The sequence below is a fragment of the Streptomyces sp. YKOK-I1 genome, from assembly GCF_054660435.1.
In genome coordinates this window covers 31427-44941 of the sequence record NZ_BAAGDR010000001.1, presented here as the reverse complement: position 1 = coordinate 44941, position 13515 = coordinate 31427, and the positions used below count along the sequence as shown (strand labels likewise).

Sequence of the window (13515 nt, the reverse complement as noted above, 5' to 3'; positions counted from 1 at the left end):
CAACGTGTTGCTTCGCGTGATTCGGCTCGTTGGTCTGGTATGGGCATCTCGGATGAGGTTCGTGGTCAACTCGCGGTGAAGTTCGGGGTGTTGTTTCCGCATCTGGACGAGCGGCAATGGCGCTTGCTGATGGGGGCCGAGGCCCGGACCCTGGGGCACGGCGGTATCCGGGCGGCCCAGGTCTGCGAGACGATGGTCCGCAAGGGCGTGGACGAGCTGGAGGCCGGCGAGGAGCCAATGGGCCGGGTACGAAGGCCCGGCGGTGGTCGGAAGAAGGCCGCGGACCTTGATCCGGACGTGCGTCCCGCGCTGCTGGCACTGGTGGAACCGGACGAGCGGGGCGGTCTGATGTCGCCGCTGCGCTGGACGGTGAGACCAGGATCCTTGCGGCCTGAGGCGGGCTTCAGCCTCCAGGCCGGCGCCAAGACCATTGAGGGCAAGCAGCACCCGGACCGTGACGCCCAGTTCCGCTACATCAACGAGCGGGCCAAACAGCACATGGATGCGGGCCAGCCGGTGATCAGCGTGGACACGAAGAAGAAGGAACTCGTCGGCGACTACAAGAACGTCGGAGACCAGTGGCGGCCGGCCGGTGAGCCGGTACTGGTCAAGACGCACGACTTCCTGGACCGGCAAGGACCGGGCAAGGCGATCCCGTACGGGATCTATGACATCGCCGCGAACACCGGCTGGGTCAGCGTCGGCACCGACCACAACACCGCCGCATTCGCCGTTGCCTCCATCCGCCGTTGGTGGCAGGGCCGGGGATGGCACGACTATCCGGTCGCCACCCGTCTGCTGATCACTGCGGACGCAGGCGGGTCCAACGGCTACCGCACCCGGGCCTGGAAGACGGAACTCGCAGCTCTGGCTGCCGATACGGGCCTGGACATCACGGTCTGCCACATGCCGCCGGGCACATCGAAGTGGAACAAGATCGAGCACCGGCTGTTCTCCCACATCTCCATGAACTGGCGCGGACGTCCGTTGACCAGCCACGACGTCATCGTGAACAGCATCGCGGCGACCACCACCCGCACGGGCTGAAAGTCCCCGCCGAACTCGACCCGGGCACCTACGACACGGGCATCAAGGTCACCGACAGCGACATCGACGCCTTGCCCATGCACCGCCACCGCTTCCACGGCGACTGGAACTACACCCTCCGCTCTCAGTCCCGCGACACCACCAGCGCAGCCCGGAACCCAGGGTCAGCCGGCGACCCGCCCCCTCAGCCCTGCACAAAGGGTCTGCGCGACCCGGAACTGACCGGCATGCCCGAACAGGCGCTGGACGACCTCATCAACCAACTGGCCCTTGATCTGGATGAGTCACGTGAGCAACGACGGCTCCAGCACCGGGGAGGCGAGCGCATCCGCGCTCGCGGCGCAGGCGCCAAGGACAAGCTGACCACCTCCGACAGAGTCCTGACCACCGTGCTCTACCTGCGCAAACTCGGCACGAGAGACCTGATCGCCCAACTCTTCGGAGTCAACGGCAGCACCCTCACCCGGGCCGTTCACCAAGTTCAGCCTCTTCTGGCCGACCACGCCCACACCGTTCCACCCTCGACAGCCAGATTCCGCACGCCCGCTGACATCACGGCATTCCTCGCGAACAGCAGCCCCGCGGAGATCCGATCAGCATGTTGATTCTCTGCAAGCGCTTGGGCGTTCGTAGGGGGTCTGGCCGTCCGCTCGGTGTCGTTGACCTCAGCGGAGCTACTCGCCGACATGGTTCGCGAGGCATTCGTCGACGACCCGTCGGTCAGTGCCGAGACACTGCGGACTGCCGACTGCCTCGATGCCGTGATCGGGCGGGAGACGCCCGACATGGTCATCGTCGGTGTCGACGCCGCTGCGGTCGCCGTAGACCGGATCGTGCCGTGCGACCTGCTGCTCAAGCACCGGGGTTTCGCCGTCCTCGGCCTCTCCACGGACGGTCGGCTCGCATGGATGTGCGAACTGTGGCCGTCGGCCCGTTCTCTGCGTGAGGCCTTGCACCCCACGCTACAGGGGAGGCGGCGATGGGGAGCCGAGGCGCCACGCCGGTGCTGCCCGTGGTCCCCAGGAATCGGTTCCTCCGGTTACATACTGGCACATATGTGACAGCCGTCGACCCCGACGATTCGCGAAGGGCGTTTGCATGAGCGAATTCGTGGACCAGCAGATGGTACGGCTCAGTGATCCTTCGCACCTTGCCAGTCTGGTCGATCCACCCGGCGATACCCAGCACGGCCGTGTGCGCGCCCTGCTGAATGCGGTGTACGCCATGGAGTTCGCCACGATCCACGGCGTGTCCGAAATGAAGGTACGTCAGACGGAGTTCCAGCGCCCCGTCTTCCCGCCGCGCCGCACCGCCGGCACGTGGTTCCAGAGCGTGCCGCCCTACACCCGCACCGATGTCGCCCTCGAACGGCACGATCCGACGGCCCCGGTCTGGGTCGACCTGGCCGCCGAGCTCGGCCTCACCCTGCTGCTGGACATCGACGTGGGCGGCGTGCAGTCGTTCCTCACACGTGAGATCACCGATTTCGCGAGCCTGGACGACTTCCGCAGCCGCTTCCGCTTCATCGACCTCGATGCCTTCATGGCCGAGCACGGCATCACCACGGTCGAGGAGCTCCGCGAGGCGTTCCACTACCTGATCACTGAAGTCCGGTTGCGTTTCCCGGGCCCCTTCGACCCGAACGACCCGGCGAACAGCCATCGCTACGACCTCAAACTGGCGATCCTCATCCGCGACACGGTGGACGTGGCAGCCGCTCTGCGGGACGCCAAACTGGCCCGGACGGCCATGGAGCGCGCGATCGTCCCTCAACCCCGGTCGGACGAAACGGAAGTACGGACACCGTACGCACCGGTAGTGGTCTTTCCCGTGTCGGCAGTGCCCGGCCCGCCGTTGACGCAGGACGTTCTGGAGTCGTTCTTCGCCTCCGAAGGAGTACTGACCCTATTCGTTTAGAGCTCCGCATGCTGAGACGGAGGACACCATGCCCCATCGGCGAAAGAAGCCGGGCAAGAAGCCGCCCGAGGCAGCCCGGCCGGCCGCCGACGCACAGGACGCCGTCACGGATCCCCCGGACGCCGCGGGTACGCCGACGCTGGGCCCTCCTCCACCGTTCGGCCGCGAGGAGCAGATCCGACTGCGACGCAAGCTCCAGGACAGATACCACTGAGCCAGCTGACGAAGGTGGAGAAGACCGCCGATGACTGTCCGCTATATTCGGGTGAATCCCGTCTCCGATCTTTTCGCTCCGGCTGTACGTGCGTACGGCAACATCGCCATCGTGGGCCAGGTCGCGCCGCCGGGCCAGGTACCCACGGCTCCCACGGCCGCCGCGGCGGCCGGTGCAGGACTCAAGGTCGGCGCCTACCGCTACGCAGTGACTTTCGTGACCGCCGGCAAAGAGTCCGACACCGGTGCTGAGGCCACCGTCACCACTACCGCCGGGAACCAGAAGGTCAACCTCACCGCCATCCCGGCCGGACCGGCCGGCACGACGGCGCGCAGGCTGTACCGCACAGCGGTGGGCGGCGCGACAGGCTCCGAGCGGCTGCTGGCGACTATCGAGGACAACACCGCCACCACGTTCAGCGACGACGTTCCGGATGCGAAGTTGGGCGACAGCCCGCTCATCGCCCGCCCGAACACACCGATCGCCTTCACCGATCCGGGCGAGGCTCGCCGCCGGGTACCGGGTGACCTCGGCGAGGCCATCGCGCTGGCCTTCGCGCAGACGCCCGGCCCCACGCTGGTGTACGGCGTGCGCACAGCCGCTGGCCCTGGCTGGCAGGCGGCTCTCGACGCCGTCGCGCCCCTCGACGCGCAGTTCGTGGTGCTGGCCAACATCGCATTGGACGGCACCACCGGCGCGCCCGGCGGCCCCGTTCACCTGCTCGCCGGCCATGTCAGCGCCGTCTCCAACAAAGGCGGCGACGGCAAGGAACGGATGGGGGTGGCCATGCTGACCAGGGACGCGACCGCCACCACCGTCGTCAGCGGCGCCCTGGCCCACGAACGGATGGTGTACATCGCCCACAAGAGCGACCAGGACACGGCCGCGGCGGTCGCCGGAGTGATCGCCGGCTACGAACCGCACGTCTCCATCGTCCTGAAACCCGTCAACATCACCGGTGAGCCGTTCACCCCCACCCAGATCGCGACCATCAACGGCGACGAGACCTTCGCCAGCGGCCCGGCCGGAAACGGCGTCAACTGGCTCGTCGATCCCTCGCTGATCCCCGGTCGCGGCGTCTACATGGGCGAGGGATACACCGGAGATCCCGGCGGCAAGAAGTACATCGATATCGTGCGCACCGTCGACGACGTCTCGTTCCGCCTGAAGGCGCAGCTCATCAAGACGATCGGGAACCTGCGGGTGAGCCGCTCCGGGCTGCGCACGCTGGAGGCCCAGATGGAGGCGGTGCTCCAGCCCTTGGTTCAGAACGAGGTGATCGAGGGCTTCACGATCACCGCGCCGCTCAAGGTGCTGCTCGACAAGGACCCGAACACGTTGACCGAGGCCGAGCTCCACCGGATCAACGACGCACAGGCTCAGCGCGTGGTCGAGGTTCTGGTCTCCGTCGACTACGCCGGGGCGATCCACCGCCTGTCGATCACGCTCAAGTTCGTGTAGGAGGACCCGCGACCATGGCCGACTGGAACACGCGCCTCGAGGTCAAGCTCGGCGATCGGACGATCACCCCGATCACGAACTTCACACCCACCTTCAACGTGCCGCACACCGTGGTGCACAGCCTGGAGCAGGACAACACCGGGTATGTGCGGCAGCCGTTCACCTTCACCTTCACCATGACCGTGCCTGCGATCGCGGCGACCGTCGCCGACCTCACCGAACTGGCGGTCAGCGGAGCCGAGTTCGCCATCACGGTGGCCGAGAAGCGCGGCACCGACTGGGCGTTCAACGCCATGAAGTTCGCCCGGTGCGTGGTCACTTCGGCGTCGCCCAGCAACGTCGTCATCGACGGCGTGCCGCAGGCGAACTTCACCTGCATGGCGCTGACCGTCGGCGTGGAGGACTGACCGTGGCCGGCCCCAGCGACAGCGCCCTCCCGACTGCCGGGCCGCCAGCCCCGGCAGGCAAGGGCGCGAAGGTGCACTACTACTTCCCGGTGGAGGTCGAGGTCGTCGGCGACGTGGACGAGGCGCTGGTGCAGCGGGTCGCGTCCGAGGTCTTCGCCCAGCTCAACCGTGAGCTGGCGAGCCGTCAGTGACCGCCAACCCGCCGGTGCTGGTCGGTGTCGTCCCGCTTTTCCATGTGCAGAGCATGTCGATCAGCCAGGGCTACCGGATCGAGCGGATCATGGGCAGCCGCTGGTCGCAGGCGACCCAGCCGACCGTGAAGACGATCGCGATCGAGGCCATCCTGATCGGGCCGGACCGGCTGCTGGTCAAGAAGGCGCTGGAGGCGATGGCACTGACCAGCCGGGCGCTTGCCGCGGCAGCCGCACCGCTGATGGCGGTCGCCGGCATCCCGGTGGTGTCCGGCCTGACGATCAGCCTGGACATGCAGGTCACCGACCTGCGGATCACGCAGAGCACGACGAAACGGGAAGCGCTGGACGTCTCGCTGAGCCTCCAGCACGTGCCGCGCTCCAACCTCTCGGCGCTGGTCGGCGAGGCGGCGGACATGGCACTCGCGGCAGGCACAGCGGCCTCCGGCGCCGCGCCGCCTCCCAGCCCGGCACCGCGTAGCCCCGGCCCCCCGCTCTAGCAACCTCGTATCCATCTGGAGACCGGATGAGCGAACCATCATTCCTGCGGCTCCCGGTAAACCCCGACGAGGGTTTCCCGCAGTCGTTCCGGCTTTCGTTCGAAGGCCGCTCCTACGTCTTCGGCCTCCAGGTCACGATCGCCGAGGAGGCACTGCCGGACGCGTACTCCTCGGCCGGCCTCAACACCGTGGTGGACCTACCGGATGACGGCGCCTTCCTGGTCGTGACCGTGGTCCGAGAGGGGGTCGCCGAGGGCGTCACACTGCTGCGCCGCAAGGTAATTCCCGGCCTGGTGTACCGCGCGGGCGAACTCGCGCTGGTGTTCCGCACAATCCGGATCGCGCTGGGCAACCTCAACGGCTACGGCCGGTGGGGTTCCGAGGTGGTGGCGGGGGTGGCACGGGCATGAGCCTGGTGCTGTGGCATCGCGTCCACATCGAGCAGGTATCCGGCGGCGGCGGACTGGTCCAGGCGGTCGCCTCCTTCGCCGGGCTCGGCTTGCCGCTGACGGTGAGCAACGACGTGTACGCCGGCGGGATCGTCCTCGACGCGAAGGTGACCGTCGAGATGGGCGAGGGCGCGACCGCCGACACGTTCTGCGTCACCCTCTACGACCTGCCCCCCGACACCGTCCGGCAGCTCCGGGCGGGCTACTCGTCGGACGGGCTGAAGGTGTCGATCCGGCTCGGCTACTTCGACGACCTGGGCACCCGGCTCGGCTCGCGGCCGGTGATGACCGGGCGGGCCACGGCGGTGACCACCGGGATCGGCAGCGGCGGGGTGACCGAGACGGTCATCGAGGGCCAGGAGGAGGCCGGTTACCTGCTGCGCGGCAAGGAGGCCCGGCTGGACCGGCCGGCCGCGCTGCCCCGGCTCAAACTGGTCCGCGACCTGCTGCCGAAAGGGGTCGACCTGGCGCCCGGCTCTACGATCCCCGGGTCGGTCGGCGAGATCAGCGTCTGCTCCGGCAACACCCTCACCGCGCTCCAGCAGCTCGCCGCCGACGCCGACGTGCCCATCATCGTGCGGGACGGCTCGGTCCTGCTCGGCGACGCGGTCGGTCGGGAGCCCGCGCCCGTCCCGGTCGACCCGGACCGGAACCTGGTTGCCCGGTCGGACGCCCAGACCGAGAGCCCGGACGCGCCCCCGCAGGATGCGGCGCGCGCCGTGCGCACCGGCCTTGAGGTCACCGTACTCGGCCACCCCGAGCTGCGAGCCGGGCAGACCGTCACGGTCACCGGCCTGGACGACGTGCCGGCTGGTCCGCTGCGGATCGGCCGCGTCACCCACACGTACGGCACAGCCGGCTACACCTGCAAGCTCACGCTCACCGCGGTCGCGCCGGGCAAGCGGGCCCGGGTCACCGGCGGCGTGCGGGGCGTGGTGGACCGTGTCCAGGACGTCGTCCAGCGCAGCCGGTCCGACCATCCGGCAGTCGACGTGGGCGAGGTGACCGAGTACCGCCCGGGCAAGGACGGCAAGCACCTCACGGACCTCAACTACGGCCAGCACCCGAAGCCCGACGTGTCCACGCCCAGCGTCGCGAGCCCCGTCGACGACGACGTGAAGCTGCATGGCAAGCCGCTCGCGGCGCCGTTCGCGTTCCACAAGGTCGGCCTGGTGACCCCGGTATATCCGGGGATGCGCGCCCTGCTCGCGCACAACCGAGGCGCGGTCGACGACGCCGTGGTCGCCGGCTGGCTCTGGTCGCGGCAGTCGGGTCACGAGCCGCCCGGCAACGAGCCCGGCGACTACTGGCTCGCCCTGCCCACCGAGTTCGGCGAGGACGGCCTGCCCACCGGGAAAGGCGCCAACGACCTGATCGACGCCACCGGCCGCCGAGCCGTCCAGGTGCGCGCGCTGCACGTGCTGGTCGGCGGCCCGAAACTGCCGGACGTGGGGAAGCGGCCGAAGGCGCCGGCGAACGACACGGTGACCATCGAGCACCACTCCGGCACCAGGATCGAGATCTCCTCCCAGGGCAAGGTCACCATCACCACCGACCACAAGTCGCTGACCCTGACCAACGGGCAGGTCTCGCTCAAGCTCGACGGCGCGAAGGTGGCGGTGTCCTGATGCCGGCTGTGCTGACCGCCGCCTCCCAGCTCGTCTGCGCCCACCAGGGACAGCTGGTGGTCCAGGCGTCCACCTCGGCGCTGACCGCCGGGGGGTCGCCCGTGCTGGTGCAGGCTGATCTCCTCGCCGCGACCGTCGCCGGCTGCACGAACAACAGCCCCGGGCAGAAACCCTGCCTCAAGGTGACGTCGATCACCGCCGGACTCAGCAGGACGCTGACCGTGTCCGGTCAGCCGGTGATGCTGGAGACGGCGCAAGGGCTCACCGACGCGGTTCCGCCGCAGCCGGTGCTGTGGCAAGTCCGCAGCGCCAGCCAGAAAGTGTTGGAGGCGTCATGACCAGCCCCGCCCCGCCCGCCGGGGACATCCTCTACGGCTCCGGCTTCCGGCTCCGGGACGGCGACCTGGTGCTCGCCGCGGACCACCACGGCAGCGAGCCGCAGCTCGTGCACGGCCTCGCGAACCTGGAACAGGCGCTCACCCTGCGGCTGCTCACCCCGTTCGGCACCGATCCGCTCAACGCCCGTTACGGGCTGGACGTGCGGGGCGCGTTCACCGGCGGCTACAACCGGCGCACGGTCAAGGAGCTGATCCGGCTCGAAGTGGTGCGCACCTTGGGCTCCGATCCGCGGGTCCGCGAGGTCGCCGAGGTGCTGTTCGACGACGACCCGCAGTTCGTGGCCCAGGTCGTGGCGGCGGGCGGGAAGCCGTCCGACCACCGCACGAGGCTGTGGCAGGTGCTCGTGACGGTGGAGACGGTCCAGAACGTCACGACGTCGGTCCTGGTCGATGTGGAGTTCTGAGTGATGACCGAATACGGGGTGACCGGGGACGGCTTCGTCCTCAAGGGCATCGACGCCATCCTTGACGACACCAGGGAACGGGCCCGGCAGATGTGGGCCACCCTCGGGCTGGAGGCCGACCTCAGCGCGACCAGCCCACTGGCCAAGCTGATCGAGGCGGCGGCCATGGAGGACGCCGAGCTGTGGAAGCGGCTCCAGGACTTCTACTACAGCGGGTACGTGTCCACCGCGACCGGGGACAGCCTCGACCTGCTCGGCGGCGACGTCGGCCTGACCCGCCGCGAGCTGTTCGCCACCGGGACGGTCACGCTGACGCTCACCGGGGGCCTGACCGGCCGGACCTACGTAGTGCCGGAGGGCACCATCCTGCTGGCCCCGACCCGCGGGCAGTCCTTCGCGACCACGGCCGCGGCCGAGCTCACCGCCGGCACACCTGCGCAGGATGTGGCAGTGCAGGCTCTCGCCCGCGGCATCGGCGGCAACGTGCCGAAGAGCACGATCACCGCGATCGCCCCCCAGTACCGCGCGGTCTACCTGGCCGATTTCCTTCCCGCCGACGTGACCGTGACCAACCACTCCGAACTCGGCGGCGGCGACGACCGGGAGGACCACGACACCTACCGCGGTCGGCAGCTCGGCATCGTCCGCACGATCTGGACCGCCGAGGCCGCCCGGCAGGCCGTGCTCGACGTCGACGGCGTCGTCGACGTGCTGCTCTCCGACCCCTTCGGCGGCGTGGACGTGTCGCAGAGCGTCTTCAACGAATTCTCCTTCGCCGAGCGGCTGTTCAGCGCCGAACGGCAGATCGACGAGCCGTACACCTTCGACGTGGTGGTGGCGCACGAATACCGGTGGCCCTGGCGGACTACCGACCCGGTGCTCGGCGTCTTCGAACGGGTCCACGAGGTGATGGAGCGGCTTCGGCCGCCCGGAGTGCACCCCAACATCGTCGAGGCCGACCACATCGACGTCGGCGTGCGGGCCCGCGTGGTGGTGGAGCGCGGCTCCGACGAGGCGGCGCTGGACCGGGAGATCCGCTCCCGGCTCGCCGGCGCCCTCGGCGACCTGCGGCTCGGCGGCGACGTGCTGTACAGCCAGGTGGTCCGAACCGTGGTCGAGGTCGACGGCGTGCTCGACGTCCAGCGCCTGCACCTGCGCCGCCACCCGCCGGCGTTCGGCCGTATCACCTTCGGCGAGGTGGCGTTCCAGACCACCACCGTGCATGCCGCGGTGGGGCAGAACCTGGTGATGGGCCCGACCGAACTGCCGGTCTTCCGCCCCGACGCCGCCCTGCACGACCTTGAGCTGGTGACGCCATGACGCTGCCCGCCGACCTCGAACTCGCTTCGGTCACCCGCGGCGCCGCCGGCCGGATGTCCCGCCGCCTCACCGCGCCCTTCGCGGCGGGCGGCGACGTACTGCACCTGGCGCTGACCCCGGCCGCTGGCGCACCGGAGTCGGCCGACGTCAGCCGCTACGACTTCACCGCCCATGTCGCCCGCTTCGGCGCCCTGCCCACCCCGTCGTACGTGGTGCGCACCCTGCGCGATCTCGACCGCGACACCCGGTTGACCCTACGCGTGGCGGACCCGGCCCTCGTCGGCGGCGCGGCCGACGCGCAACTGGTCCTCCCGGCCGGCAGTCTGGCCGGCGAGTCGGTGCCGCTGCTGCTGCCCGCCGGTGCCACCGACGCCGCCCGGCTCACCCGGCTCACCGTCGCCAGGAGTGCCGGGCCGGGCTTCGCCGCGGCGCCCGGCGCGGTGGCGGACGAGTGGGGGGTCACCGCCCTGCTCGGCCACACCGCCCGTGTGCTCTGGGTGCTCGGCGCCGAACGGGACCTGCTGCGCCGCCAGATCGCCAGGACCGCGACCCAGCGGCAGCTCGCCACCGCGTTCGGCGTGAGCCTCGACCTGCTCGGCGCCGACATGGCCGTCCCGCGCTTCCCGCCGCTGGCCTACTCGGTGGACGACGACACCGTCGCGCTCTACCACCTGGACGACGTGCCCGGCGCGTCGATCGCTGTGGAGGACTTCACCGGCCGCTTCCCCGGCCGCACCGGGCACCACGGGACGACGTCGGGCAGCGTCGCCCTGGGCGCTCTCGGGCGGTATGGCACCGCCGCCGCCTTCACCGGTCGCGGCGCCGTAACGGTCACCTCGGACACCGCCTTTGACGTTCCAGCCAACGCCGGCCTGACCGCCGAGTGCTTCGTCAAACCGGACGCGGACGGCCTGGACGCCCGGATCCTCGCCCGGCGCGGCGCGACCGGCGCCGGCTGGTCGATCGAGCTGGGCTCGTTCGGCCGCGGGCTGCCCCGGACCATGCGCGCCACCGTCTCTGACGGCACCCACGAACAGGTGCTGCACAGCGGCCGGTCGCTGCGAACCGACCGGTTCACGCACGTCGCCGTCGTAGTCGACCGAGCCGAGGGCTCGGTTACGCTCTGGGTGGACGGCGAGCGGGCCGACCTGCGGCCCATCGGGGCGCTCGGCCCGATCACCACCGCGCAACCGGTGGTGATCGGGCCGGGGCCGGACACAGCGCTGCAAGCCACGATCGACGAGGTACGGATCAGCCGGGTGGCCCGCCGGACCTTCGCCCCCGCGCTCGGCGAGGACGACGAGCACTACCGCCGTCGGCTGGGCATCTTCCGGCGCTGGACGTTGCCCACTCCGGCCGCGCTCACGGCCGCGCTCAACGACGCGGTCGGCACGATCGGCGGCGTCACGAACCCGCTCGTCGTCGACGACACCGACTCCCCGGCCTACCGTGGCCACCTTGTCGTCCGGGTGGTGCCGACGGCGCTCCCGCCGGGCGAGAGCATCGACGCGGCCGGCCGCCGCGGGCTGCGGTCGGAGGAGGAGCTGTACGGCGACGCGGACGACCTCGCCATCGACCCGGCGCTGCTGCTGCGGCACGATGCGGCCGATGTCGACTACGGGCCCGCGTCGTCCGGCGACCCGCATCTCATGCAACCGCCGCTGGCCCGGATGGTCGACCGGCTGCGCACGATCGCCGCCGCTGAGGCCGCAGGCCGCCTGCGCATCGCCAGCGCCTGGACCCCCGCCGCCCCGGACGCCCGGGCGGCCGGCCGCGCCGTCGTCCTGCGGCACAGCGCGATCGCCGTGTCCAAGCTCGCCGCGCTCGCCCACCGGGCGGGCTTCCTGCTGGTGCGGACCCTGCCGGACGCGACCGGGGTCTACGCCTCCTGTGCCCCAGGCACGCCGATTGTCCTCGGCCGGCCGGGCGCCGCACTCGACGAGGACATCACCGTCGACGTCGGCGCGACCATTACCCTGGCCGCCTCGCCGGTGCCGCCCGCAGCGGCCGACGTGCGCTGGTCGGTGGCCGCCGGCGGGGTCCGGGTCACCCCGGCCGCCGCTGCAGGACAGGCCACCGTGGGCGGCGTGACCCCGGGCTTCGCCGTGATCACTCTCGACGTGGTCCACGAGGGGTTCGCCGCCACCGCCTCACTCGCGGTGCGCGTGCTGCCGACGACCCTCGCCGCGGGCTCGTCGATCGCCGCCAACGGCACCCTGGGTGCGGGCCGGGAGGTGGCAGGCGCGCCCGCCGAGCGCTTCGACCCAGCCTTCCTCCAGCAGTTCACCGCCCCCTCGGTCACCCTCACCACCCCGGACGCAGGCCGGATCCAGCCCGGCACAGCCGGCCGGCTGCGCACGCTGCTTACCGGCCTCACCGGCACGCTCACCCTGCGCTCCGGTTTCGTCCCGGTACCGACGGGTGGCGAGCCGACGCTCGCCTCCCAGGGGCGGGCGCTCAGCATGCGGCACTCCAACCTGGCCGCCGGCCGGCTCGCGGCGCTGGCGCATGCTGTCGGGTTCAGCTGGGTCACCGTGGAAGGCGCTGACGTCAAGGTTCTGCACCGCGCAGAGGACCTGATCGTGGTCCGCGGGCCCGACCTGGTCGAGGAGGGCGGGAACATCACCCTCCAGGTCGTGCCCGACCCGTCAGCGGTCTCGGCGACCACCCGCCTGCACTGGTCCACCGGCCCGCTGGACCCCACGGCCGGGCGGGCGGACGTGGCGAGCCCGGCGCTGCCCGCCCTTCAGCTGACCGGCCGGCAGGCCGGCCGGGTCTGGGTGCAGGCGGCGTTTCGCGAGGCCGGGGCGACCGGCCCGTACGCGATGCGGGTACGGCTGGCCGACACGGTCCCGGCCGACGCCAAGGTCACCCGCGACCAGTACGACCTGATCATGAACGTCGTGCACGCCCTGCACCCGCTCGGCGTCGAGGTGTTGACTCGCGACATCCGCTCGGCCGTGGTCGAGCTGGCCGGCCTGCCGTCCCTCGACCCCGTCTACACGTATCCCAAGTTCCGCCTGCACCGCTCCACCGCGCGGCTGAATCCGGAACAACGCCGAAAGGGCCTCGACAATGACTAGCGTCTCGTTCACCCCGACCTTCCAGCACACCGACTACGTGGACAACCGGGACCGGGTGCAGGCCGGCGGCCCGAACGGCTTCAACGCGCGCTTCAAGGCGCTTCAGGCGGACCTCGGCAAGCTGTCCGAAGTCATCACCAAGGTGGACAGCGCACTCCAGCAGCGGCCCACGGCCGGGACGCTGATCGACCAGACGGTCACGATCCCCGCCTTCATCGCCGGGCCCCCGGCCACCGGCGGCGTGTTCGACGTCCAGCTCGGCGCGCTGCTGCCGCTGACCAGCCACGCCTTCCACTTCGTCAGCGTCCGCCCGGGCGCGGCCTTCCTGAACGCGCAGGTCACCTGGCAGGAGATGGCCTTCGCGGCGGACACGGGAGCGGGCGCGCCGCTGATCGCCCGCATGCTCCGCCTCCAGCACCAGCGGCCGACCGCCGTCACGGTCTCGGTCCGCGTCCTGCGGCTCGAACTGCAGGACTGACACCACCCCACCCTCCGA

14 protein-coding genes and 1 pseudogene are annotated in these 13515 nt (G+C 70.6%); 14 read left to right on the top strand and 1 reads right to left on the bottom strand.

From position 1 onward, the window contains the following. Positions 1-39 precede the first annotated feature (39 nt). Positions 40-1652, top strand: a pseudogene (locus ACYQ8Q_RS00205) (ISAzo13 family transposase). A 69-nt stretch (positions 1653-1721) separates the two neighbouring features. On the opposite strand, the gene ACYQ8Q_RS00200 reads toward ACYQ8Q_RS00205, so the two are convergent. Next, the gene (locus tag ACYQ8Q_RS00200) at positions 1722-1907 is read right to left on the bottom strand and encodes a hypothetical protein (RefSeq protein ID WP_460060555.1); all 186 of its coding nucleotides are present in this window, start codon (positions 1905-1907) and stop codon (positions 1722-1724) included. 238 nt (positions 1908-2145) lie between these two features. On the opposite strand from ACYQ8Q_RS00200, the gene ACYQ8Q_RS00195 reads away from it, so the two are divergent. Genes ACYQ8Q_RS00195 through ACYQ8Q_RS00135 form a run of 13 tightly spaced genes read left to right on the top strand, consistent with a single transcriptional unit; the run spans position 2146 to position 13497 of the window. After that, on the top strand, positions 2146-2964 hold the full coding sequence (locus ACYQ8Q_RS00195) for a hypothetical protein (protein WP_460060553.1): 819 nt from the start codon (positions 2146-2148) through the stop codon (positions 2962-2964). Between the two features lie 28 nt (positions 2965-2992). Then, the gene (locus ACYQ8Q_RS00190) at positions 2993-3178 is read left to right on the top strand and encodes a hypothetical protein (RefSeq protein WP_460060552.1); all 186 of its coding nucleotides are present in this window, start codon (positions 2993-2995) and stop codon (positions 3176-3178) included. Positions 3179-3208: 30 nt separating this feature from the next. After that, positions 3209-4639: a hypothetical protein gene (locus ACYQ8Q_RS00185; RefSeq protein ID WP_460060550.1), complete on the top strand. Its 1431-nt coding sequence runs from the start codon at positions 3209-3211 to the stop codon at positions 4637-4639. Between the two features lie 14 nt (positions 4640-4653). Beyond that, a complete protein-coding gene (locus ACYQ8Q_RS00180; RefSeq protein ID WP_460060548.1) occupies positions 4654-5046 on the top strand; it encodes a hypothetical protein in 393 nt (130 codons plus the stop codon). A gap of 2 nt (positions 5047-5048) precedes the next feature. Then, positions 5049-5237, top strand: a complete 189-nt coding sequence (locus ACYQ8Q_RS00175) for a hypothetical protein (protein WP_460060546.1) — start codon at positions 5049-5051, stop codon at positions 5235-5237. Further along, complete coding sequence (locus ACYQ8Q_RS00170) at positions 5234-5737, top strand: hypothetical protein (RefSeq protein WP_460060544.1); 504 nt, start codon at positions 5234-5236, stop codon at positions 5735-5737. Before ACYQ8Q_RS00175 ends, ACYQ8Q_RS00170 begins: the two co-directional genes overlap by 4 nt. A 26-nt stretch (positions 5738-5763) precedes the next feature. Continuing rightward, entirely contained in the window at positions 5764-6147 is a 384-nt protein-coding gene (locus tag ACYQ8Q_RS00165) for a hypothetical protein (RefSeq protein ID WP_460060543.1), read from the top strand. Further along, positions 6144-7814: a hypothetical protein gene (locus ACYQ8Q_RS00160; protein WP_460060541.1), complete on the top strand. Its 1671-nt coding sequence runs from the start codon at positions 6144-6146 to the stop codon at positions 7812-7814. The genes ACYQ8Q_RS00165 and ACYQ8Q_RS00160 overlap by 4 nt, the downstream gene beginning before the upstream one ends. Then, entirely contained in the window at positions 7814-8152 is a 339-nt protein-coding gene (locus tag ACYQ8Q_RS00155) for a hypothetical protein (protein ID WP_460060539.1), read from the top strand. The genes ACYQ8Q_RS00160 and ACYQ8Q_RS00155 overlap by 1 nt, the downstream gene beginning before the upstream one ends. Continuing rightward, on the top strand, positions 8149-8616 hold the full coding sequence (locus ACYQ8Q_RS00150; RefSeq protein WP_460060538.1) for a hypothetical protein: 468 nt from the start codon (positions 8149-8151) through the stop codon (positions 8614-8616). The genes ACYQ8Q_RS00155 and ACYQ8Q_RS00150 overlap by 4 nt, the downstream gene beginning before the upstream one ends. Before the next feature lie 3 nt (positions 8617-8619). After that, entirely contained in the window at positions 8620-9936 is a 1317-nt protein-coding gene (locus ACYQ8Q_RS00145) for a baseplate J/gp47 family protein (protein ID WP_460060536.1), read from the top strand. Continuing rightward, complete coding sequence (locus ACYQ8Q_RS00140) at positions 9933-13019, top strand: LamG domain-containing protein (RefSeq protein ID WP_460060534.1); 3087 nt, start codon at positions 9933-9935, stop codon at positions 13017-13019. Before ACYQ8Q_RS00145 ends, ACYQ8Q_RS00140 begins: the two co-directional genes overlap by 4 nt. Next, a complete protein-coding gene (locus ACYQ8Q_RS00135; RefSeq protein ID WP_460060533.1) occupies positions 13012-13497 on the top strand; it encodes a hypothetical protein in 486 nt (161 codons plus the stop codon). Before ACYQ8Q_RS00140 ends, ACYQ8Q_RS00135 begins: the two co-directional genes overlap by 8 nt. Positions 13498-13515 lie beyond the last annotated feature (18 nt).